This is a genomic window from Mucilaginibacter metallidurans (assembly GCF_003286435.2).
Classification (GTDB): domain Bacteria; phylum Bacteroidota; class Bacteroidia; order Sphingobacteriales; family Sphingobacteriaceae; genus Mucilaginibacter; species Mucilaginibacter gossypii.
This window is the reverse complement of record NZ_CP043449.1, coordinates 1,371,844-1,394,879: the sequence shown is the minus strand read 5'-3', so window position 1 is coordinate 1,394,879 and position 23,036 is coordinate 1,371,844. Positions and strand designations below refer to the sequence as shown.

The following is a 23,036-nucleotide window of genomic DNA, read 5'->3' as shown; positions in this document are numbered from 1 at the left end:
CTATTCATATTTTAAAAAGAGTTGAATTTGCCGTTTATAAATGAGCCAAGTAGCAGAATAAAGCTTTTTTAAGTTACGATAAACGTCAATAATTTCTTTTGGGGTTAATATTTCGTGCGTAGCCTTGGTAGATAAGGCGCTATGTAACCATTCATGTAATACTTCTAAATATTTGTCAAGGGAAATTTCTTTAAACAAATGGTTAATGACTTTTAACGGATTTAAAAGTGATTTTCTACCCAGGTTGTCAGGATAATAGTCCCAAGCTTGTCGCTCTTTGATCATATCATTTTCTGATACGGTGTTCTCAACAGACAATACTTCGAGACGAGCAGATAAAGCGTGTGCAGCCTTAATTAGTCGAATAGTTTCCTCGTAATTGGCAACAACGTGAGATGCACCAAAACGACTTTGATATTGCTGATCATTTATTACGTAATAAAGCCATTTTTTTAAATCTTTACGATGCTCATCCGGGAGGCCCGCTTCAAAGAATATATGGATCGCTTCAAATGCTTCATTAAGTTCAACTGGAATTTTCTCCAGATCTTTCTTATCTAAGGCTATCATAAAGTAGCTATGCTATTTTGTATGGTGAAATAAGTTACAACACAGGTTACGATTAAGACCGCTAAATCATTATTTAAAAGAAAAAATTCTTTGATCGACTTGTTTGCTGCAACAATTTGATTGCTTATTGTTGAAGTCGAAATATCCAACAGATCAGCAACTTCCTGATAGCTTTTTCCTTCAAATTTACACAGCTTGAAAACCTGCTTGCGTTGCGGCGGTAAATGCTCTATTGCTTTGATAAGCAATTGATGTGTTTCCTGATCGATTATAGCTTCTTCGGCATTTATAACCGTATCAACCGTGGTGATTATCAAGTGGTCTAAAAGCCGCTTGTTTTGAGAAACTTTACGATAATGGCTAAATACTAATATTTTCGCTATTTGATAAATAAAGGGGCTAAATGATTGTTGAGGATTGATTTTGTCCCGTTTGACCCAAACGGCTAAAAATGTTTCTTGCAAAATTTCTGCCGCCACATCTTCATCGTAAACAAGTCTTAAAACATGGCGGTATACGGGTTTGCTATAAAGGTCGTAAATTTTTGAAAAAGCAGTTTCGCTGCCTTGTTGAAGCTGTTTAAGGAGAAAGGTTATATCTACATTTTCAGAAGCCATACAACATTTTGATAGTTGGCCTCTTATAAAGTGGTTACGGAATATAATAGGGCCGGTAACTCACTATGAAATGTCCGCAGGCTCTGGTAAGCCACCTTTCTTGCGAAAAGTTCACACACAACATAAGTGAGAACCGACCCTATTATATGAATAGGGATCAGTTGCTCAACTTACCATCGCGTGAAATTTACCAGATTTGCGGGCGAGGCTCGTATAGCAGTCCTTAAAGACTGCAAATTTATAAAAATCTAACTATTACTTTTCTACATTACCAACTTATGTTTCTATTCAACAAGTTTTTTATTAGGTAACTAAACTAAAAACTTAAGTTACATGAACATTAAATATCAATTATATAAATATAATTTCTAAAGTTAAAATATTTATTTCTAAATCAAGAATTTATAGTCCTATAAGTAGAATATCCCTATGTTTTACACATGGGTGGGTGGATTTTTGCCCAGAAATTAGATTTATGGCGAAAATTAACCCACAAAGATTACAGCATACTATAAGTTCCTTAAAGGCAAGATTTGATACAGATGCTATAAATAGCATGAACGATGTTGCCGAAATATACGTTACAGGAATGTTTGTTGTAATGGGTATGGGCTATGATGCTTTTGTAAGTAAATGTGCAGCCCCAGAAAAGTTTACAATTGAAGAATTAATGCAATTATCTTATGTAATAGACGTAAAACTTGAATCTATTTTGAAAGTCGTTGTGAAACAGGGAAAGTTAAATTTTAAACCAAAAGACATTTCAAAATTTCTGATTAAATAGTTTACTGAACAAAATGAATGAGGTAAATATTTCTAAATGAAAAATATTTACATTTTTTTTAGTAAGTCATGACTTTAGCGGAATCATATCCTGACTTTGAAAAACCCCTTTTTTCGATATGATGGATATTGGGTTCTAAGCGACAGTTTTAATATTCCAAATCTTAAATCAGAGGCAAAAAAGCTTTTACTGCATTTCATATTCGACAAACCTGTTGCCTTTAAGACCCTTGATTCTAAGCAATTGAACGTTCTGAAGACGTACACTTTTTTTGACGTCTTATTTTGGATCTATATTTATTACATGTTAAGTAAATATCTTATATTCCAATATTTAAAAATCCATGATATTTACTCACACTGGGATCAAGTACTCGATCTGAAATTATTTGCTAAAAATATACTTGTTTTTATACCTAGTTTAGTGATTACGTACTTACTACTGCTACAATTGCTAAAAATTTGCACCACAGTTAGAAATGAAACGATCGATGTATTTAAACGAAAGAAAAAAGTTGCAAGACTTGTGCGTGAATGATCATAATGACGAATTGTTAACTAATCATTCTTTTAACTTTGTTAGTGCGCATTTGTCAAATTTCATTCCGCATTTGAAAGTTTCGGAACATGCACAAATCTTTCAAGAAATTCTATTTCATCAAAAACTCAGTTGGCTTGATATTCAGTTTGAGAATATTCCTGACCTTGTAAGTGTTAATGGGCTTACTAACAGCCTATTGTCCCAAATTAAAACAAAGCCTGCCGTTCTATGCACCTTCCATCTAGGCTCCATACGTTTGCTTAATCTTATGTTGGGTCATTATGGGATCAAGTTCGCTCTTATATTATCGGAAGCGGCAATTGCCGAATATCAGGATATCTATCTGGAAATTTATAAAAAGCATAATTGCTACGGTGCAAATGGAAGCTTTACTATAATTTCCGCACAGTCGCCATCTGCTGCTCTACAAATGTTAAAAGCAGTGAAGCGCGGTGAAAGCTTGCTATTGTACGTTGATGGAAATACTGGTACAGGAAAAACGAATTTGACTAATGAACGTCTCTTAAAGGTGAACTTTCTTGCGGAGAGTATTCACGCAAGAACTGGAGCGGCATACATAGCACACCTCGCTAATATTCCTTTGATAACAGCTGCGAGCTTCAGAAATTCCCTGGACGATATTCAGATAAAGTTCTTTGAGCCAATGTGCCCAGATTCTGAGCCTGACCGTGAAGAGTTTATTTCAAAGGCTATACGATTAACGTATGAACAACTCTCAAATCTTGTTCAGTGTTATCCCGGACAATGGGAAACTTGGCTCAGTTTACACCGATTCATCAAGCCTGAATTATTTAATCAACCTGAAAAGCGTTACGATAAGATCGCTCATAAAAAATTTTATAGCTTTAATCTGGACAAATTTGGACTTTTCATGGTAGATTTGAAATGTTACCTTTTTGACAAGAGAAAGTATCAAGGTATTGAGATAAGTAATGAGTTGTATCATACATTAAAATCTTGCATTAATGCGAAAATTAATAGGTCTGAAATTGAGGCTAACATAATTGATCAACTGACGCAAAAAGGGGTTTTAGCATAATAAAGCAAGTGAATTCACGTTCGAATAATTCAAGAAGGACATGGTTTTTGTTTAGATATTCTTAAAAAAGAAAGTTTGCAAAACGTATTTCAATATAAAACAAAATTGCTCCTTTTATGCACTGCTATGATCTGCTTAGGGATCGAAAGAGCGGTTGCGCAGGGTATGTCTGGATCGGTAAGCCACAATAATAGCCCGCTTAGCGGAGCTATAATTAGAAATACGGAAACGAATAAAATAGCCATAAGTGATATCGATGGCAAATTTCAGATCACAGCGTTTAAAGGCGATACATTGGTGACCAGTTTCGTAGGTTATAAAAGCGATACACTGATTTTGCAAAATCAAACCTCATTGTCAGTTTATTTGCAGCCGGCAACTCAGTCGCTTACAGAGGTGGTGATTAAAGGCAATCGCTTAGATCCACTGGTTATTTTCCGAAAGAATCAGCAGGATTATAAACAGATTTACCGTATCGGCGATAATAGTCGGCTATTTAATGTAGGGGGAGGTTTAGGACGTGTGGGCGTCGGAATAAGTATCGATGCATTATATAGCACTTTCAGTAAAGAAGGAAAAGATGCACGAAGGTTACAGCGGGTTCTCCTCAATGACTATCATAATAGCGTGGTCGATAACCGTTTTACCAGGAGCCTGGTCAGCAAAGTTACCGGTTATAAAGGGCAACAACTTGAGGATTTTATGATGGACAATCGACCGTCATATGAATTTGTGCAGGCATCGACCGAATATGACATCATAGCATATATTAAAAGAAAAATAGGTGGTATTGCCTTACAAAGCGATAATCCTTCAGCAACCAAAACTGAAGAAAAGGGATTCAAGATAAAATTTAAAATGCCGAACATACAGCCCAATAACCGGCCTACAGGCACAAATTTCACACCAAGGATACGCCCTTGATTCAAAAAAATACAGGTCAATTTGAAATTGCTATACTTGCAATAGCTATTTTTATCTACACAGAAAGATCCGTATTTTCAAAGCACCTTCCGCAATTCGTTTAGAATACTTTACAATAAGATTTACTTTCTTAAATGATTGTAATTTTAGATTGACTACTGCTCGATTTGCGGCAGAAGAGAAGTTCTTATGGCTTGCGCCCTTTAATATTTTTGGTAAGTTTATCTATTTAATCGACAATCTTTTATCAAAGTTCTATGGCGATCAATTAGGATCTAACATATCGGAACGGTGCTGAATATGTAAATCATCTAACTCTGTAGGAAAATCAACCCCGTCAATTATCAGTAAAATTGGCGCAGGTAAGCGTTTAAGATAATTATAAATTTGCCCCACGCTTTTAATGACAAAAACTGCCACTGATCACTGACAAAAAATGGCATATTTCTTTACCTAGTTTTACCCCAAGACGCAAAACAAACCATAGTCTCATTTGTCGTAAGGACATGTTCGCTTCTATGAAACAGGTCTTCACAATTTTGCTGACAGCCATCTATATGATGTTGGCCGTAAGCGCTGCCCTGTATCGTGATAGCGAGGAGGCATCTTCCCGGAAAGTATTGAGCTCATCGATACCTTCAAAAGACGGTCAACATAAAAATGAAGGCAAGCATTGTAAGCAGTGCGAACGCTACCGGTCTGTTAAAGTAACCCTCAAGACGGTCAAGACGGATAATGCGCTCAACTACGCGAACGCTGTTCCTGTCGATATAAGGGTCTGTCTTCCGGCAGTATATCTTGCTGATCCACCGATCTATGCCTATTCGCTAATAAAGGTAAGCGCAATACCTATTTACTTATCTGACAGATCGATCCTGATCTGACTTTCTCTTTTCAACGATCTTTAGCGCAACGTAGCCCCCGGTGAACGGACGGGTCTTGTCGCTATGTCTTTGTTTACGTGATCCATTTTTATTTTTTCACCATAAATTTTAAGTTATGACAACGCAGAATTCAAACCAGGAAGAGAACAACAAGAATCCGGAGCAACACCCGCACACCGAGCACCACGGTCATCCCGAGCATCATGGCGCGGAAGCCGGCGAGCAACAGGAACATCATGTGGAACGTGAGCACCACGGCGAGAAGGAACATCATGAGCATCCGGAGCACCATGAAGGCCCTGGTCGTGAAAATGAAAAGGAAATCATCCGGAAAAAGAGCACCATGATCATCCCGAGCATCACGGGCATCCTGAGCATGACAAGGAAGAGGGCCAGAACGAAGGACAGGAGCAACATGCTGAGGGTGAACACCACCAGGAAGGTGAACATCATACCCCTAAAAAGTAACGCTGCCAACCCCAATTAAGGGTCTTTCAGTAGCCGGTGCAATGAGTGACACCGGCTACTTGATCAGATCCAAACCGACCTGTCAATGAACAAAACAAAAAAAATCGATCTTTATCGGCTGGACGCACATCACAAGCTGTACGTTTCCCTAACACTGGCTGCCATCTGTTTTTTTGCGACCAGGGGAAGTGTTTCGGCATCCACGCAATTTATGATCTGCTGGCTGACCTATGCCTGTTCTTCACTGTTGCTTGCGGGGTTGACGATGTTCAATGTTCACCCGGAGGTGATGCACCGGGATGCCCATGTACAAGACTCCAGCAGGACACTTGTCTTCCTTTTTGCACTATTTGCCGCAGTGGCCAGCCTCTTTGCCATCGTGATCCTGATGAAAAACAGCAAAACCACGGATCAGGGACAGTTGACCATGCATATCCTGCTATCCCTGGCTTGTGTGGTCAGTTCGTGGCTGTTGGTGCATTCCATCTTTACTTTCCGTTATGCACATTTCTTTTATTGCGACCTGGAGAAAGATGACGATAATGACCGGAGTGTTGATCCCGGTGGACTTGAATTCCCCAAAGAAAATAAGCCGGATTATATTGATTTTACCTATTTTTCGTTCGTGATCGGCATGACCTTTCAGGTTTCGGACGTGCAGATCAGTTCAAGGGAGATCCGCCGCCTGGCTCTTTTACATGGATTATTGGCTTTTGCTTTCAATACGGTGATCGTGGCATTAAGCATCAACATCATCGCCGGAACGATACAAAATTAGGGAACAGGTCATAATACACTTTTTAATTAACTATCTTAGGACCTATGAAGTGGTTATCCCTGTTACTGGTCATTTATGCGCTTTGCCTGGAGCTTCCGCCTTGCAATGACCGCACGCCTACCTCAAACAGTACCGGTTTGACCATAGGTCAACATGACGGTCATTCCAGTGACCAGCAAGACGGGTGCAGCCCCTTGTGTACTTGCGCTTGTTGCAGCCATGCGCCCGTTGTCCAGCACTTTCAGCAGGAGCTATACTCGCCAATCATGAATGTAGCCGGGCTGCGCATGCCAGCGCTGGCACACAAAGCGGTAAAGCGGATAGTGGTTGTCTGGCAGCCGCCCAAGCTTAGCGCCTAACCGGGAACATCACCCATAGCCGCCCCTGAGGGTTCGCGGCCTCGCGCTTTTCACCATTTATAATTTACCGGAATATGAATGCCTGGCTTTTCGTTAAAGACGGATCAGCCTGTCTCCTATTCGTTAGCACCCGTATCATCCCATGCGGAAAACAGATCTCGCAGCACATCTGTGCTCTTATTGCATCCGCCTTTTAAGGACGGCGCCGAGGTATATCGGTTGCCTTTGCCTGGTATTAAGTTTATTTGGACAGACCCTTGCGCAGTCGGTCAATGTCCGTGGCCGGGTGACAGACGCAGACTCCAAAACTTTTCTGCCGGACGTTACCGTGACCTCAGGCCCCAGTAGCACAAAGACCGATAGTTCAGGCAAGTTCTCGCTGAACGTTCAGCAGACCATTTTAAAGCAGGTTGGATTACGCTTTACCCATGTGAGTTACAGACCGCAGCTGGCCCCCTACGATCCATCCGATACCTATCAGGTCCGGATGAAAGCATCCTTTATCGAATTACCGGAAATAAAGATCATGGGCTCGGGCTTGAGCGTACTGGAAAAGGCCATTAAAAGGATCCCACAGAACTACCCTGACAAGGCTGCCATGCTGACCGGCTTTATACGCCTGCAATATCTGCGTAACGGGACGGACCATTTCAATAGTGATGCCATGGTCCAGTTGTTCATCCCGCCGGTCAGAAGCGGGCGTGAACCAGCTGCCCGCTTGGTGACGAACCGGACCGATACGCTCACCGACCCGTCACTGATCTTTATCAAATGGATCGGCGCTTACCATGCTCCATTACATGCCGACTTCGTCGGCAAAAAAGCTGCTTTCATTGATCCGAAAAAGATCAGGACTTACCAGTACCAGTTGACCGGAAAGCGCCGGCTCGGCGGCAGGACCGTCTTTGCCATCAATTTCGCGCAGCATGACACCAGCGGAAAGAAAGAGGCGACGGCTGGAACATTATTCATCGACAGTGCGACCTTTGCTTTTGCCGGTGCTGATATCAGTTATTTTCATCTGAAACGCTACGGCGTGTTGCCGCGTTCCAAGGTGCAATACTCGGTACGCTACCGGAAGCTTGGCAGCAAGTGGTACCTGCAGGAAGCTTTCACCAAAGGCAATACGATCTATAAGAAGGAAGATCCGGTCAGCCTGACCGATTATGTGACCACGAAGATCGATACGGTGAACGTCACCCCATTCTCCTATGCTGACATTATCCAGGAGACGGATGTTACCCAGCGCATCCGCAAGCCGACCGATACTACCTTATTGAACGGCGTAGACAGTATGCTTCAGCAGACCTTGCGGTATCAGGAACTGTATCCGGTCGCTGAATTAGCTACGGCGAGGACGGACGCACGGAAAAATGAAAGAAAAGGCCGTAACTGGCTCAATTATTTTACCGGGGACAATACACGCGCGGGAATATCGGTCATGCGGTTCCCATTGAACAATTACAGCAGTTCGGGACCGGTCAACTATGGTTTCCAGCTCGGTGCACATTACCGGCTTTATCAAGGGCTGTTCTTAGGGTTTGAAGGAGCGGGTAACATTGGCGCCAACACGGCACTATCGCTTTATCATTTCCGCTTATCTTACGAATTCACTGTAACGTCGATCGTCGGGAGATCAGTGATCTTCACTCCGATTGTTGGTTATAACATTTTGACGATCAATGAAAAGAGCAAGTCATTGAAAAGCCAGGCCAATTACTGGAGTTACGGATCAGCCGTAGCCTTCGAGCTCACGCATCAGATCTTTCTGTCCGCAACGTTGACAGTGGCGGACCTTACCCTAAAGGGCACCGGGAGTTTCCGTCCGACGACCGTCAGTCCGGCGTTGGGCCTGATGATCAAACGTTGAACTATAACAAATAACAAGATAATCTATAATCAAACATCAAATTTATGAAATGTCCGAATTGTAATGAGACGCTGGTCATGTCCGAGCGTCATGGAGTCGAGATCGACTATTGCCCAAACTGCCGCGGTGTGTGGCTGGACAAAGGGGAACTGGATAAGATCATTGAGCGTACAGCTGATTATAACGGCCCATCACCGAACAACGTACCGCCGCAGCAACCGCAACAGGTATATGTCAATGAAGGCTATTCCGGTGGCCATCATGGTGGTCACCACGGCGGGCACCATGAACGGCGCAGGGGTTTCTTCGGCGATCTGTTCCATTTTTAGAAAGTGTCGGTCAGCGATGCAGCGCCAATGCCTGCATCGCCTGATCGATCTGTAACCTCATTTATTCATACACCACATTAAGTCATATTTCATGATCACTTATCAAATAGAACTACTCATTCTTGCCAAGGTCATCGCCGCTTTTCTTTTTGGCGCGGTCATCGGTTATGACCGCGAAAAACACGGTCAGGATGCGGGCATACGGACCTATGCTGCAGTTTGTATCGGCGCTGCTGTTTTTACCTCTTTGGCAGCACACCTGGGTGATGTTGCCGCTGCCTCCCGCAACGTGGCGAACATCGTTATGGGGGTCGGCTTTCTTGGTGCCGGTATCATCACCCGGAACGACGCCGAAAATAATTCATTCGGCTTGACCACAGCCGCAACCATCTGGTGCACGGCTGCGGTGGGTGTGACTGTAGGACTGAACGAATTCATCTTAGCAGCAGGGACGACGGTAGTCCTGTATTTCCTGCTATCGCTGGATCATCAACGCTGGTACCAGGACTGGAAGCAGCGGATAGCTAAAAAAAGAAAACTGAACATTGATTATTTGGGGGAAATCGATTTCTGAAAAAGCGTTTGCAATAATGAACTTATCAGCACCGATACGCTACCGTCGCATCGAGCACCAGTTATTGGATGACAATTATCTCCCTTCGTCGGGGCTCTACTCACGTTGACCGCATTCAGTATCGCCGGCGCAATGTTATTAATATATTATCTGATCCCGAAACCTGTGAACCTAAGCTTCTTTTATATAATCACAGACCATTTTCGGGCACCGTTCCTGTGAACAGATCTTCCAGCCCTCTTTTCACATCCTCTGGCATTTGAGGGTCGAGGATTTCCAGGGTAAGTGTCCCGCTCACATCCCCGGTCTTAAGCACGAAACAATCCTCAAAAGGTCTTGGTCTGAGGTAACTGTCATATTGCACCCGCAGGCCCTGGGCCTCTGAAAGGAATTTTTCCCGCCAGATACTTAATTTAACGCTATCCATTTTGCTTATTATTTAGTGTAATTGATCATAAATATATTATAAGATAGGCGATCTTTATCCGGTGAGTGATACTCCTAGATCATATCTGCTTATCGCAGATCATATCACCAGGTTTTCTAACACCCGGTCCTTAAAAAATTGATCCTTGATCTTATTGGCATCGGCGAGTACATTATCCAAAGCAATGGCCTGGTCACCGAGATATTGATCGGCGCGGATGATGACCTCCCTGTCATCCTTTATTTTGTCAGTTTCTTTGATCGCTTTCGATAAGGCCAGTATTGCAAGGCCCTGGTCTTTTAAAATGCCTAATTTTTCTATCATCCAGCTGAGTGCATAAAAATCATACTTGGAAAGCGCCAATGGGTAAAACCGCTCATTTTCCGGCGGAGGCAGCTTATTGTAAGGCGAACCAGCAACCTCATCTGTGACATAGTTTTTTAAAAACGTACGCTCTTTTTCGACGGCCACGAGTTTTATACATCCCCGCAAGGCCTGGGCATAGATACTCAGCCAGCGCAATTTTCTCCTGAATTCATGGATGCCCGCTTCGATGTCGTTGAAGGACACCTGCTCACCGTCCGCAAAATTTTTTATCCGACCGGTCTCCGTTTGGTAAAGATCGAGCAATCGGGCATGATGTTCCGCCTTAGGTTTCCAATCTACTTTTGTTATACGGGTACCGATCTTGCTTACTTGCGAGCCGTCAAGCCAACCTTTATCTTTCAGTACCTTATTAAGCTCTTGCATGCTTTTTTCCTTATTGCTTTGAAAATAAGCCAGTACAGTTTCAGGTATTCGCGCGTTCCCCGAAAATTGTTTAGCGAAAGCATCAAAATAATCGATCTGACCCAGCAGATCCTCCAAACGTTTGAATTTTATCTTCAATTTAGTGAACCGCTTCTTCTTTGGGCCGGTCGAACTGTATATTCTCGACAGTGCTTCAAGCTGAAACAACGGCGCCCTGAAGTTTTTTTCATACAATAGCTGTGCGGGGTCCTGTGCCTCTCGTGCCTTGGTCAAAAGGGCCGATATTTGCAATAATAATGGGGTGAATTGCTCTTTATCTTGTTCTATTTTCATTACGTTGTTCTTACATGATCTACTACAAAAGAGTTATCGAAGCCTTTTGGTTTTAAATGTCCCCTCCAATTTGCCATATCATGGTCGATGATCTTCGAATTGATCTGTTCCAGCCAGGCTCTGATCCCCGGATCTGGAACATAAGATATATTGATGGCATTTTGTAAAAAGGAGGATCATACACTACTTATTGCATAACTTTACCACAGCAAGATCTTTCATGATCCCATAAATTTATGAAGCTATTGAAGACCGTATATGATCTTTTAAACCCCAAGCCGATATGGCATGGTTCTCCGGAAACATTTTTAGCCATGATCCTGGAACTTCAGTCGATGATGCCTGTTACCGACACCGCAGAAGCAACCCTAAGACTGGGTAAGGTCATGGTCACCAAGTACCGTATCTCACTTACCCCTTACGCCGATCTCCGGGAACTTATAGAAAAAGGAGTTCCGGATCGCTCTAAGCTTCATTTGATGCGCAAAGAGATCAGCCAACTATCGGTCCATTTTAACCTGCTGCCCGGTTACTAAGATCTTTATAGCGTTCAGCAGCGAACGGCTCTGAAACTGTCCGCGATAATGATCTCCGTCTCCCCATAAAATTCCGGGATATACCGATCCATTTATAATTAAAGACATAACTTTGAATGCTATTTATTGCGTGTTGCAGAAAGTTCTTTTTTAATGAATAGGATCAGTTAATTATACGGGAGTAATGCAACATGCTCCTGTTTTTGGAAAGTCTGACGAAAGCCAAAAAGGTATGACGCATAGACCGATAAGTAAATACTTACAACACCTGCTGTTTTTGATCTTGGCAGGCTTCATCCTGCTCACCATGCTGGTCCTGGTCGATCCGTTACCCAAATTAGATATCAGGCTATCCCGCGAGGTCCAAGAACACCGGTATCCGGAGCTTGATCTGGTCATGCGCGGCATCAGTTGGGCCGGTGAGCTACCCAATACCGTTTGGGTCGTCGGCGTAACGGCACTATGGCTATTTGCCTTCAAATACAGGCGGGAGGCAATCTATGTCCTTTTGACTCCCTTATCTGTACTGCTCAATACCATCATCAAGTTCGCCGTGAACAGGCCCCGGCCCACGCCCGACATCGTGCAGGTGCTGGAACGAACGCGCCAGCAGAGTTTCCCCAGCGGGCATGTCCTTTTCTACACGGTTTTCTTCGGCTTTCTTGCCTTGCTGATGTTTCCGCTAAAGTCGCTCCCCCGGATATTCCGCTACAGCGTTACTGGTGTTTGCCTTTTCCTGATATTCACCGTTCCGCTATCCCGTATTTACCTGGGCGCGCACTGGTTCACAGATGTAAGCGGAGGCTTTCTTCTGGGTCTGGGGTGTCTTTACCTGTTAGCTTACCGCTACCTGACGTCTGGAAGATCAGCGCTTAGCGAATAGCATTTGATCTGATGGACCTAAAGGTGGTGGCTGATATACCATTCCCAAAGAAGTTTAGCGGTCAATGCTATGCCAATCAAGATCTTGAGGAATACCTGCAATAAGGCTTCCCCAAGCGTAGGACCTGACCTGTTAACTCTTGCCGAAAGCAAGCGTGATCTCTTCCATGCCATTTATAAGTAATGATCTTATGATTTTTAGATATGTTCAAAACAAAGCCACCCGTTTGAGATCAAATGCTGACACACGGAGGTTTACCTGTGAAAGATTAGTTGAAAAGGTAATTACGTATGCAAGGGCGCTATTGATCGGATCTGGATAACGGGCGTGATCATTGACACTTGAATAGCTGCGTGATCTGACCTAGGCGAACTCAAACGAGTTGACCTACACGCGCGAAAGTGTTAATGATCGTAAAGGCGTTGCATTGAGGAGGTTGCCAGATCTGAGAAGACATGGCCATAATTTCTCCAGATCCAATTGTACGATAGTGTTGTGCTGAGACGCCGGGAACCGTTGTCAGGATATTTCTAGTGATCAAAATAGCGGGAGAATGACAACAGTTACAATGACAAGACAGCGGGCAGTGATGCTTGTTGGCTTGGCTACCGACTTTGCTGACCATTGATCTGCCACTTATCGGAGAATATCGACGAACGTTGATCTCATGATAATTTACCATGTCCGTAGTCACCAATATAATAGCCAGGAATATCCACAAATACCGCATATTGAGTCATCAAAGCTTTATTAAAACCACAGTTCATTCCTGATCTATTCAGGGGGCACTGCACTATATGCAAGTAAACATGTCTTAGAAGTCAAATGTTTTAAATGGCAATAATCAGATTTAACCGAAATTCGTTAGCTACAGGACAAATTTCGTAAGAAAATAAAAGTTCTTCGACAACGCTGATGTAGGATTCAACCTTAACGGTGGCGTTTCTTATCATTGGCCACTAAAGGAGGACTTTGCATTACAAGGGTTGTTGGGATATTCATATCAGAACATCAGTGACCCGACGTTACCTTTAAATATCCATTCGATCTCGGTAGGGATCGGCCTTCCTTTTTAATTTATTGCCCTTTGTCCATTCCATTTATTAAACTATCCTATATTTGATCTTGACCTCATTAACTCTTTCTTTCCATTTTCGTTGCCTTTGATTTTGGTCTATAACGGATCAACTATAAACTTAACGTTTCCAGCCCATTTCATCTATTCTGGTCGCATCAGGCAAATAAGAACCTTTAGGTCAGGATTGACTACCTGTGATCCTGAAAGAAACTGTTTAAGTATATCGTGCAGGCCGCGGCACTGATTATGACAGCATTGGCGCAAACTCCTCGCTCAAAATATCAGTGCCGCACCGGCGGTGATCGCGGAGCCATTCAGATCAACGGTCTTTGGGGAATAGTAGGCCGACCTCAACCGACTGACACCCCGCCCGGGATCTGTACTATCCCAACCGCCGAACAATTGCAGGCTTTTATCGCCAATATCCCGCTCCAACACTAAGCGGGGTGACCAACCTATCCCGTAGCCGGCATTATTGCTATTTCGCTCGAACAACTTTTGCTCACCCTTTTCGTTCTCGCCCTGCACTGATCCCCAGCCAAAATATTTCCCCGCCTTGACCTTTAAAGCTAACGCTACCGTCCAGGTCTTTTGAGGATTGAAACACCAGGACGGGGTGACGGACATACCGGTAAATCCTGTCCAACCATACAACATCCGGCTTGCAAGCCGACCTTTTTCGACCTCTACTGATGCCAGTCTGACCGGACGGTCGTAGAGGTCCAGATATATCCCGGTGGTCAATCCGGCATGAACCCTTTATCCAGGAACATACGGTAGCCCAGATCGATACTTCCTGAATAGGTCGATCCACCATCGTCCTTACTGGGCGATGAATAAGAGGGCCACATGCTTGATAAACCAACGGCAACACCCCGGTTCTGCGCTGATACTTCTGAAGACAGCCAGAGTAGTGCGAGCATAAAAGAAATATGAAATTTTATCATAGATAGTTTGCCAATTTTCAGCTACCCAAAGCAGATATGTTTAAACCAAGTGAACGAAAAGTAGGTCTTTAAATTGTTCAGATCTTGTCTTATTTAGGTTTGCAATTACTGGCGATCCTACAAACCTCTAAGAGCCGTTCACACAGATAAGGCTTTGGCAAGATCGCGGTTAACTTCATATTGTAGTCCATGATCTTATATTCTAGTTCCGCCGAAATTATGACCACCTGAATATCCTCCGGTATTTCTGTAATAAATACAGGCGCGTCGATCTTTCTTAAATGGAGATCAAGAAATATCAGATCAATTTCACCGGACCGTATTAATGGCAATGCCTCATAGGGGTCGGTAAATGTTCCGAGCAAATTAATAAAAGGAATTTTCTGGCAGCATTCCCGGAGATACTCGTTGCAATCTTCCTCATCGTCGATGCCGATACAGTTTAATATTTTCATTTAGCCACCCTTTTTTTCAAAGTTAGGGATAGTTCTATTAGCATACAATCCACTTTTGCCCAAATAAAAATCAGGGATATCCCTAAATGACTCAATTCTTTTTTTGCGGTCTTTCTTCATTTGCACCAGACAGCGCAGGCCATGCCTGCCATTAGCATTTAGAATTATGGCCACATTAGATCTAATTACCAAAGAAGATCTGCAACAGTTCAAGACAGAATTGTTCGCAGAGTTAAAAAAACTTGGCATTGGCCGAGCGAACGAGCAAGCCTCAAGGCAATGGATTAAAAGCGCCGAGGTACGCAAATTATTAAACATATCATCCGGCACCTTGCAGACCTTGCGCAGCGCTGGTGTCATTACCTATACGAAAGTCGGCGGCCTGCTTTATTATAATCAGGAAGACATTCACAAAATGTTAGAGGATAAAAGATCTTAAACATCAGCAGCCATGAAAGAAAGAACAGTACTTGGATTTAAACCTGCTTTAGAAGCCGGTTACGAACCCCGTAATTATTCCTGGTCACCGGAGATCGTTCCGGTAGGTGTTTATGAAGCTACTCTTGATTTTATGATCTGGTCGAATAAGCATATTGCCGTTGACTGCTATTTGAGTACCGATGACAATAAGCATATCCGGCTCACCGCCTATCGCAATAAGGCGGACGACTACATGGCCGGGGCCGTCGCGGTCGCCTGCCTGCCATTCGGCACACGACTGATGGTGACCGTCGCGCTGAACGGGAACGGCAATCCAAAATGGACTGATGCCGCGGTCATTTCAGACGGCGAACCGTCTGCCGGATAATGCCACCGGCCAGAGGCCGGGTTACTTTTTAAGGCTGTATCAGCGTCCAATTTTTAAAAAAAATTGGAGCAAGCGGGAATTGGGCAGTGGCCCTATTCGCTTGCCATTTGCGCTGCAAATGGGGTTTGATGTATACTCCGGGTATACATTATAGCTTCTAAAATACCGTAAGGCAGGAAAAATGTATACAGTGCTGTATACAATAAGCTGTAATTTATGATGAAAGAGCAGAAGGACATCAATATTAAAACGATACGTTTTCCGGTTGCGCTTGATGAAAAGATCATCAAGCTCAGCAAGAAATTCGGGCGGGGTAAACTTGAGATATTCGGGCAAATGCTTGAGTATTTTACCAAGACCGGGAAAGATCCCGCAGATATAAACGACGAGCGGTTAAAGAGCACGCTTGTGAAAAATCACGATACCTATATCCGGTTTATCAGGGCGCAGGAGGAAAAAATACTTATCCCCATTAAGGTAGAGATCGACCGTATGGTTGCCTCACAGATCAAGATCATTGACAGCTTTAACAGCCAGGTATTAAAAGCCAATAAAGAGATCATCTCTGGCCAGACAAATCAGTTCGAGGCAACCGAAAAGCTGCTTATGGCTATTACTGAAAAGCTTGATACTAAGGAAAGCCTTAAACTGAAATTCCTGTATATCCTGAACTATTACCATAAAGCAAGCCTGACCGTATCATCAAAAGAAAAAGAAACACTATTGCAGGAGACACGCCTGCATGTATCAAAACTTTAAAGCTATGTATATCAATATAACCGACAGCACGACAGCGGACAATAAAAGCAGCAGTCACGACCTTGTGCATTATCTTGAAAAAGAGAACCGGACGGACAAAGAGCACAATCCCGAACTATGGTTTAATCAGGACCGTACGACAATTTCAGCTTTTGATACGAGACTGGCCATTGATAACAACATTGCCAAACTCAGTAAACAAGACGCAAAATTCTTTTTGATCAATATCAGTCCGAGCCAAAAAGAGATCGCGTGGTTAAAAGAACGTTACGGCGATGAGGGGGCGAAAGAGCAGCTTAAAGCTTATGCCGTGAAGGTCATGGACGAATATGCCAAGAATTTTAAGCGCCCAGGCATTAACAGCAATAAAGACCTGCTTTGGTTTGGAAAGCTGGAAAACTACCGTTATTACGGGCACAAAGACCCCGAAGTCAAACAGGGTTTAAAAAAACGTGGTGAGCGTAAGCCCGGTGAGCAAATGCACATTCAGGTCATCGTCAGCCGTAAGGACATAACCAATAAGATCAAGCTTAGCCCTAACAATAATTCAAAAGGGCGAAATGCTGAACATTCCCGCAGAATGGGCCAGTTTGATCGTTCCGCCTTTAAACAGTCGGGCGAAAAAGTTTTTGACCATCTTTTCAATTTTGAACGCGGTTTTGATGAGACATTCAATTACGCGAACGCTAAGAAAAAAGGATTGCTTGATGAGCGTGTAGCCATGCGAACTGAACGTAGTAATAATTCGCCGGGACAAAGGCCAGTGGCGAGACAGGAGTTTGCACCGGCTCACAAAGAACCTCAACTTAAACTTGCTTTGGGCAAGACCCAGGCGGAAGCAGCTCCTTACATACCGATCAAAAAGAAGAAAAAAAGAAGCAAGGAGCAGGAACAAGATCAGGGTCTATCATTTTAAGCAGCCATTATAATAACCACATTAAAAGAACGGGAGAATATTATGAATACAGGGGAAGATACGCAAGGTCTAAGGAAAATCGTCGATTTTACGCGCCTTATCAGCATTTTTATTTTAGCCATTCACTTTTACATAACCTGTTACCACGCCTTTGAAACATGGCACTGGACGGCGGGTATCACCGATAGGATCATTAGCAACATTGCTAAAACAGGTTTATTTAACGGAATCGTAAAACCAAAACTGGCGACATTGCTTTGCCTGGCTATCTCTTTAGTCGGCATCAAGGGCCGCAAAGATGAAAAGATCAATTATAAAGGTATTGTCGCATATCTGGTATGTGGTATGCTACTGTATTGGTTAAGCGTTCTATTTTTCTATATGCCTGCCGGTATTTCCGTGATTGCCGCATGTTATATCGTTATGACAGGTATTGGTTATTTGCTGATGCTAACCGGCGGTGCCTGGCTATCCCGCTTGCTCAAAGACAAATTGAGTAAAGATATTTTCAATACCGATAACGAAACTTTCCCGCAGGAAGAACGGCTGCTCGAAAATGAATATTCCATAAACTTACCTGCAAAGTATAATCTGAAAGGCAAGATTAGAGAAAGTTGGATAAATATCGTTAATCCCATGCGCGGCCTGCTTGTGTCAGGTTCTCCCGGCGCGGGTAAATCCTATTTCGTTATTCGTCATGTGATCGACCAACATTTGAAAAAAGGATTTTCTATGCTGATCTACGATTTCAAGTTCGACGACCTCTCCAAAATTGCCTACAACAAACTAATGATGTACAAAGGTAATTACACGGTTAAGCCCGCCTTTTACGTCATCAACTTCGACGATCTTAATCGCTCTCATCGTTGTAACCCGCTTGAACCTGAAGGCATGCAGGATATTACCGACGCGGCAGAGGCCAGCCGTACCATCATGATGGGCCTTAACCGTGAATGGATAAGAAAACAGGGCGACTTCTTCGTAGAAAGCCCGATCAACTTTTTGACCGCTTTAATATGGTATCTACGCAAATATGAGGATGGTAAATTTTGCACGCTGCCGCATGTCATCGAATTAATGCAGGCCGATTATGAAAAGCTTTTTGCTATCCTGCAAACTGAAGAAGAAGTCAAGGCGTTGATCAACCCGTTTATACTGGCCTATAACAATAATGCAAAAGCGCAACTGGAGGGCCAAATTGCAAGTGCCAAAATCGGCTTGTCACGGCTATCTTCGCCTACTTTGTATTACGTTTTATCTGGCAATGATTTTACGCTTGATCTCAATAATCCAAAAGCGCCAAAGATCATCTGTTTGGGGAATAACCCCCAAAAGCTTCAAACCTATGGCGCGGTGCTATCCCTTTATATTTCCAGATTAATCAAGCAGGTAAACCAAAAAGGCAAACTTAAAAGCAGCTTGATATTCGACGAGTTTCCAACCATATTTTTTAATAATATGGATAGCCTGATCGCTACGGCCCGCAGCAATAAGGTAGCGACCACACTTGCGGTGCAGGATTTCAGTCAGCTAAAAAAAGACTATGGCGCGGAACAGGCAGACGTAATAACCGGCATCGTCGGCAATATTATCAGCGGCCAGGTAACCAATGATACCGCTAAAAAGTTATCGGAAAATTTTGGCAAGATCGTACAGGATAAAAACAGCCTGACCATTAACAGTAACGATACTTCATTCTCAAAGGCTACACAGCTTGATTATGCGATACCTGCTTCAAAGATCGCTTCTTTATCGTCGGGTGAGTTTGTCGGCATCGTAGCGGATAATCCTGAAGAACGGATAAATCTGAAATTGTTCCATAGTGAAATTCAGAACAACCACGAGGCTATTGCCAAAGAAGAAAGCACATATAAACCAATTCCGTTGATAGGTTATGTCTCCCCTGAAGATGTAGAAGAAAATTACAAGCAGATCAAAGACGATATAGCCATTCTTATTGAAACCGAGATGGAAAAGGTTGAGGCAGGTAAACCGAAAAAAGAAGAAGAAAAGGCAGATAAGGGTAAACAGGAGGGAAAAGAAAAGGAAATGACTGAAGCGCAAAAAGAGGCGACCGAACAAGCCGTGGAATTACCCGACAATAACCAAGCGGCGGACGAACAAGCAAAGATTGAACAAGAAAAACTTGATCGTGCAGGCGATCAGGATATATCGTACTACTTGTAAGCCCCTTAAAACTAAAGTTTTGTTGACCTGTTATTAAGTAAATATTTACCTTAAAATCGTGAGCTATGGCAACAAGAGGCGCAAAAGTGGAACGTAATTCAGTATCTGAACAACCCCACGAATTAAAATACGAAGCGAAAAAAGAGGGCACCACGGCGAAAAAAGTTGAGGCTGCTAAAAAATCTGCCGGAACGAATAAACGAAGTGCGGTAGAAAAAAAGCTTGATGGCAAGAAATAAGCATAAGCCCCGAAAGGGGCTTTGTTGTCTGTTATGAAAATTGCCACTTACAATATTAACGGCATCAATGGCCGTTTGGAAATTCTCTTGCGTTGGCTAAACGAAGCGCAGCCGGATGTTGTATGCTTACAGGAATTGAAATGCGAAAACAGCAAATTCCCGGAACGACCATTAGGGGAGGCAGGTTATCAGGCGATCTGGCACGGTCAGAAAAGTTGGAACGGCGTTGCCATTCTTTCTAAAACAGAAATCAGGGAATTAAGGAATGATTTGCCCGGCGAGGATGAGGAATTTACACATAGTCGGTATATTGAGGCGTTCATAAACGGAATTGTGGTCGGTTGCATTTACCTGCCAAACGGCAACCCATACCCAGGGCCTAAATTTGATTACAAATTACGCTGGTTTCAGCGTTTGGCTGAACATGCGCAGGATCTGGTTGACCGCGATCTGCCGGTAATACTGGTTGGCGACTACAATGTAATGCCGACTGAATTAGACACCTATAAACCCGAAAAATATGTGGACAATGCCTTATTTCGCGTTGAATCCCGAGATGCTTATAAAGATTTGGTAGCCCAGGGATGGACAGATGCAATCCGGGCATTATATCCCAATGAACGCATCTACACGTTTTGGGACTATTTACGTGATGCCTATGCCCGAAATGCCGGGTTACGGCTCGATCATTTTTTACTTAATAAGAAGATTGCCGGACGTCTTGCAGGCGCTGATGTCGATAAGCATGTGCGTGGCTGGAAAGGTGCCAGTGATCATGCGCCTGTATGGATTGAGCTTGCGGATAATGATCTGCCACCACGTAAGCAAACTGCATTCAAACCGGAACCGCTTGAAAAGCAAATTCAGCATGCAGAACATGGCAATGAAATCAAACAAGCGCCGGCAACCGATCTGAATACATTGCTCAAAGATGCACCATCGTCGAAAATACCGGCGGATATAAAACCAATGAAAGCCACATTAGTGGACGCACCTTTTGATGATCCTGGCTGGATATATGAAATTAAATGGGATGGCTACCGCGCAGTAGCTATTGTAAAAAATGGCACGGCAGAACTGATCTCCCGCAATAACCTGCCTTTTGACCAGTTTAGGCCGATCAATGACCTGCTGGAAAGCTGGCAGTTAAATGCGGTTTTAGATGGCGAGATCGTCGCGCTCAATGAACAGGGCAATGCTGATTTTGGCGCGCTGCAAAACTGGCGTAATTCCAAAACTGCCAAGCTCGCTTATTTTGTTTTTGATATACTCTGGTATGATGGCAAACGGCTGACTGATTTACCACTATACCAACGGCGGGAAATTTTAAAATCCGTTTTACCGCCTGATAACGAACTGATCAGGGTAAGCCAAGCATTCGAGGTGAACGGGATAGAATTTTTCGAGGCCGCGAAAAAAATGAAACTGGAAGGCATCATCGCCAAACGCGCCGATAGTACCTATTCCTCTGATGCCCGCTCCCGCGAATGGCTGAAGATCAAAGCCAAGCGCAGGCAGGAAGTCGTTGTTGCCGGGTTTACCAAAAACGAGGGCACGGGAAAATATTTCAGTGCGCTGGCCATTGGCGTATATGACAAAAAGGGTGTCCTTCGCTATATCGGTAAGGTTGGCACCGGCTTTAATGATGCTAAACAAAGGGAAATGATGGCGCAATTTAAACCGCTTATTACCGCTGAAAGCCCGTTCGATGTAGAACCTGACGTAGATGAACCATCCCAATTTCGACCAAGAAGATTAGGCGCTAAGGCCACCTGGCTAAAACCTGAACTGGTATGTGAGGTAGAATTTGCCGAGATCACCGGCGACGGCAAAGTCCGTCAAGCATCTTTTAAGGGAATGCGCAGCGATAAAAATCCTAAAGACGTGGTTCTGGAGTTGGAGGCAGACACGCAGGACGTAGTTGAAGAAGTTAGCTTGCAGTCGGATATGACCACTGTTATAAAAGAAAAGCCCAAGTCACCAATTAAAAAAGCAAGCAAGCCCAAATCAGGAGCAGCACCTGCCAATCTTTTACTAACATCCAAAAATGAAACGGAAGAAAAAAAGGTTGAGGGCCATCTGTTGAAATTTACACACCTGAATAAAGTTTACTGGCCGGAAGATGGTGTTACTAAACGGGATATGTTTAATTATTACCATCAGGTTGCGCCGGTTATGGTGCCGTACTTGAAAGACCGTCCTATGTCACTCAACCGTTTTCCTGGCGGCATCCACGGGGAGAGCTTTTATCAAAAAAACGTAAAGGATAAAGCGCCGGATTGGGCCAAGACCATGCCACATACCAACGGCGAGGGTGTAGACAAAGACTATTTGCTTGGTAATGATGAAGCGACCTTGCTTTGGATGGCCTCTTTAGGCTGTATTGAAATGAACCCCTGGTTTAGCCGCGCTCAGTCGCCGGATAACCCCGATTATTGTGTGATCGATCTTGACCCTGATAAACAGCACTTCGATCAGGTCATCCAGGCAGCACAGGAAGTGAAAAACGTGCTCGACGCAATAGATGTTCCCAGCTACCCAAAAACTTCGGGCTCTACAGGCATGCATATCTACATACCGCTTGGCGCTAAATATACTTACGATCAAAGCCAGCTTTTCGCAAACATTATCGTCAAATTAGTGCATAAACAAATACCTGATTTTACCACCCTCGAAAGAATGATCAGCAATCGTAACGGCAAAATGTATCTTGACTTTTTGCAGAACAGGCCGGGGGCAACTATTGCGGGCGTTTACTCGTTGCGGCCAAAGCCCGGTGCAACTGTATCCATGCCGGTTTGTTGGGATGAAGTAAAACCGGGTTTAACCATGCGGGATTTTACCATTCATAACGCGGTTGATCGCATTCGTGAAACGGGAGATTTATTTAAAGGTGTATTAGGCGAAGGGATTGACCTGGCCAGAACCATTCAGAAAGCGCAGGCGATATTCACCTTGTAA

The 23,036-nt window shown here is 43.5% G+C and carries 26 protein-coding genes; 18 read left to right on the top strand and 8 right to left on the bottom strand.

The window, feature by feature from the left end; translation table 11 throughout:
- Positions 1–570 carry a hypothetical protein gene (locus DIU38_RS06230; RefSeq protein WP_112656867.1) on the bottom strand — a complete coding sequence of 190 codons (570 nt, stop codon included), beginning with the start codon at positions 568–570 and terminating at the stop codon, positions 1–3.
- Positions 567–1,187 carry an RNA polymerase sigma factor gene (locus DIU38_RS06225; protein ID WP_112656865.1) on the bottom strand — a complete coding sequence of 207 codons (621 nt, stop codon included), beginning with the start codon at positions 1,185–1,187 and terminating at the stop codon, positions 567–569. The genes DIU38_RS06230 and DIU38_RS06225 overlap by 4 nt, the downstream gene beginning before the upstream one ends.
- Positions 1,188–1,662: 475 nt before the next feature.
- Between DIU38_RS06225 and DIU38_RS06220 the strand changes: the two genes are divergently transcribed.
- The 9 genes from DIU38_RS06220 (at position 1,663) to DIU38_RS06175 (ending at position 9,757) form a co-directional block, all read left to right on the top strand.
- Positions 1,663–1,971 carry a hypothetical protein gene (locus DIU38_RS06220; protein ID WP_112656863.1) on the top strand — a complete coding sequence of 103 codons (309 nt, stop codon included), beginning with the start codon at positions 1,663–1,665 and terminating at the stop codon, positions 1,969–1,971.
- 478 nt (positions 1,972–2,449) lie between these two features.
- Positions 2,450–3,571, top strand: coding sequence for a lysophospholipid acyltransferase family protein (locus DIU38_RS06215; RefSeq protein ID WP_112656859.1), 1,122 nt, complete (start codon positions 2,450–2,452; stop codon positions 3,569–3,571).
- 126 nt (positions 3,572–3,697) lie between these two features.
- Positions 3,698–4,495, top strand: a complete 798-nt coding sequence (locus DIU38_RS06210; protein WP_112656857.1) for a carboxypeptidase-like regulatory domain-containing protein — start codon at positions 3,698–3,700, stop codon at positions 4,493–4,495.
- A 999-nt stretch (positions 4,496–5,494) separates the two neighbouring features.
- Positions 5,495–5,866, top strand: a complete 372-nt coding sequence (locus DIU38_RS06200; protein WP_112656853.1) for a hypothetical protein — start codon at positions 5,495–5,497, stop codon at positions 5,864–5,866.
- Between the two features lie 66 nt (positions 5,867–5,932).
- A complete protein-coding gene (locus DIU38_RS06195; protein WP_112656851.1) occupies positions 5,933–6,625 on the top strand; it encodes a DUF1345 domain-containing protein in 693 nt (230 codons plus the stop codon).
- Between the two features lie 44 nt (positions 6,626–6,669).
- Positions 6,670–6,984 carry a DUF6660 family protein gene (locus tag DIU38_RS06190; RefSeq protein ID WP_112656849.1) on the top strand — a complete coding sequence of 105 codons (315 nt, stop codon included), beginning with the start codon at positions 6,670–6,672 and terminating at the stop codon, positions 6,982–6,984.
- Positions 6,985–7,126: 142 nt separating this feature from the next.
- Positions 7,127–8,854 carry a carboxypeptidase-like regulatory domain-containing protein gene (locus tag DIU38_RS06185; protein ID WP_146750406.1) on the top strand — a complete coding sequence of 576 codons (1,728 nt, stop codon included), beginning with the start codon at positions 7,127–7,129 and terminating at the stop codon, positions 8,852–8,854.
- Positions 8,855–8,931: 77 nt separating this feature from the next.
- Positions 8,932–9,183, top strand: a complete 252-nt coding sequence (locus DIU38_RS06180) for a TFIIB-type zinc ribbon-containing protein (protein ID WP_243770801.1) — start codon at positions 8,932–8,934, stop codon at positions 9,181–9,183.
- Positions 9,184–9,274: 91 nt separating this feature from the next.
- Complete coding sequence (locus DIU38_RS06175) at positions 9,275–9,757, top strand: MgtC/SapB family protein (protein ID WP_112656843.1); 483 nt, start codon at positions 9,275–9,277, stop codon at positions 9,755–9,757.
- 190 nt (positions 9,758–9,947) lie between these two features.
- On the opposite strand, the gene DIU38_RS06170 is transcribed toward DIU38_RS06175, so the two are convergent.
- The gene (locus DIU38_RS06170) at positions 9,948–10,184 is read right to left on the bottom strand and encodes a hypothetical protein (RefSeq protein WP_112656841.1); all 237 of its coding nucleotides are present in this window, start codon (positions 10,182–10,184) and stop codon (positions 9,948–9,950) included.
- Between the two features lie 99 nt (positions 10,185–10,283).
- Positions 10,284–11,267 (bottom strand): hypothetical protein, encoded by a 984-nt coding sequence (locus tag DIU38_RS06165; protein ID WP_112656839.1) that lies wholly within the window; start codon positions 11,265–11,267, stop codon positions 10,284–10,286.
- 236 nt (positions 11,268–11,503) lie between these two features.
- Here DIU38_RS06165 and DIU38_RS06160 point away from each other — a divergent pair, with 236 nt between their 5' ends.
- Both DIU38_RS06160 and DIU38_RS06155 read left to right on the top strand, forming a co-directional pair.
- Entirely contained in the window at positions 11,504–11,803 is a 300-nt protein-coding gene (locus DIU38_RS06160; protein WP_112656837.1) for a hypothetical protein, read from the top strand.
- A 184-nt stretch (positions 11,804–11,987) separates the two neighbouring features.
- Entirely contained in the window at positions 11,988–12,686 is a 699-nt protein-coding gene (locus DIU38_RS06155) for a phosphatase PAP2 family protein (protein WP_112656835.1), read from the top strand.
- Positions 12,687–12,703: 17 nt separating this feature from the next.
- On the opposite strand, the gene DIU38_RS32925 is transcribed toward DIU38_RS06155, so the two are convergent.
- The 4 genes from DIU38_RS32925 to DIU38_RS06140 form a co-directional block, all read right to left on the bottom strand.
- Positions 12,704–12,859 carry a hypothetical protein gene (locus DIU38_RS32925; RefSeq protein ID WP_167516095.1) on the bottom strand — a complete coding sequence of 52 codons (156 nt, stop codon included), beginning with the start codon at positions 12,857–12,859 and terminating at the stop codon, positions 12,704–12,706.
- 1,178 nt (positions 12,860–14,037) lie between these two features.
- Positions 14,038–14,391, bottom strand: coding sequence for a hypothetical protein (locus DIU38_RS06150; RefSeq protein ID WP_112656833.1), 354 nt, complete (start codon positions 14,389–14,391; stop codon positions 14,038–14,040).
- Between the two features lie 113 nt (positions 14,392–14,504).
- Positions 14,505–14,687, bottom strand: a complete 183-nt coding sequence (locus tag DIU38_RS06145; protein WP_146750407.1) for a hypothetical protein — start codon at positions 14,685–14,687, stop codon at positions 14,505–14,507.
- A gap of 113 nt (positions 14,688–14,800) precedes the next feature.
- Positions 14,801–15,166 (bottom strand): response regulator, encoded by a 366-nt coding sequence (locus DIU38_RS06140; RefSeq protein WP_112656829.1) that lies wholly within the window; start codon positions 15,164–15,166, stop codon positions 14,801–14,803.
- Between the two features lie 166 nt (positions 15,167–15,332).
- Between DIU38_RS06140 and DIU38_RS06135 the strand changes: the two genes are divergently transcribed.
- The 7 genes from DIU38_RS06135 (at position 15,333) to ligD (ending at position 23,036) form a co-directional block, all read left to right on the top strand.
- Complete coding sequence (locus tag DIU38_RS06135) at positions 15,333–15,605, top strand: helix-turn-helix domain-containing protein (RefSeq protein ID WP_112656827.1); 273 nt, start codon at positions 15,333–15,335, stop codon at positions 15,603–15,605.
- Positions 15,606–15,617: 12 nt separating this feature from the next.
- Positions 15,618–15,974 carry a hypothetical protein gene (locus tag DIU38_RS06130; RefSeq protein WP_112656825.1) on the top strand — a complete coding sequence of 119 codons (357 nt, stop codon included), beginning with the start codon at positions 15,618–15,620 and terminating at the stop codon, positions 15,972–15,974.
- A 216-nt stretch (positions 15,975–16,190) separates the two neighbouring features.
- The gene (locus tag DIU38_RS06125; RefSeq protein WP_146750408.1) at positions 16,191–16,733 is read left to right on the top strand and encodes a BfmA/BtgA family mobilization protein; all 543 of its coding nucleotides are present in this window, start codon (positions 16,191–16,193) and stop codon (positions 16,731–16,733) included.
- Between the two features lie 4 nt (positions 16,734–16,737).
- Entirely contained in the window at positions 16,738–17,649 is a 912-nt protein-coding gene (locus DIU38_RS06120; protein WP_112656901.1) for a DUF5712 family protein, read from the top strand.
- Between the two features lie 42 nt (positions 17,650–17,691).
- On the top strand, positions 17,692–19,836 hold the full coding sequence (mobC, locus tag DIU38_RS06115) for a conjugal transfer protein MobC (RefSeq protein WP_112656821.1): 2,145 nt from the start codon (positions 17,692–17,694) through the stop codon (positions 19,834–19,836).
- 65 nt (positions 19,837–19,901) lie between these two features.
- Positions 19,902–20,075: a DUF3606 domain-containing protein gene (locus tag DIU38_RS06110; RefSeq protein WP_112656819.1), complete on the top strand. Its 174-nt coding sequence runs from the start codon at positions 19,902–19,904 to the stop codon at positions 20,073–20,075.
- A 33-nt stretch (positions 20,076–20,108) separates the two neighbouring features.
- Positions 20,109–23,036, top strand: coding sequence for a DNA ligase D (ligD, locus tag DIU38_RS06105; protein WP_112656817.1), 2,928 nt, complete (start codon positions 20,109–20,111; stop codon positions 23,034–23,036).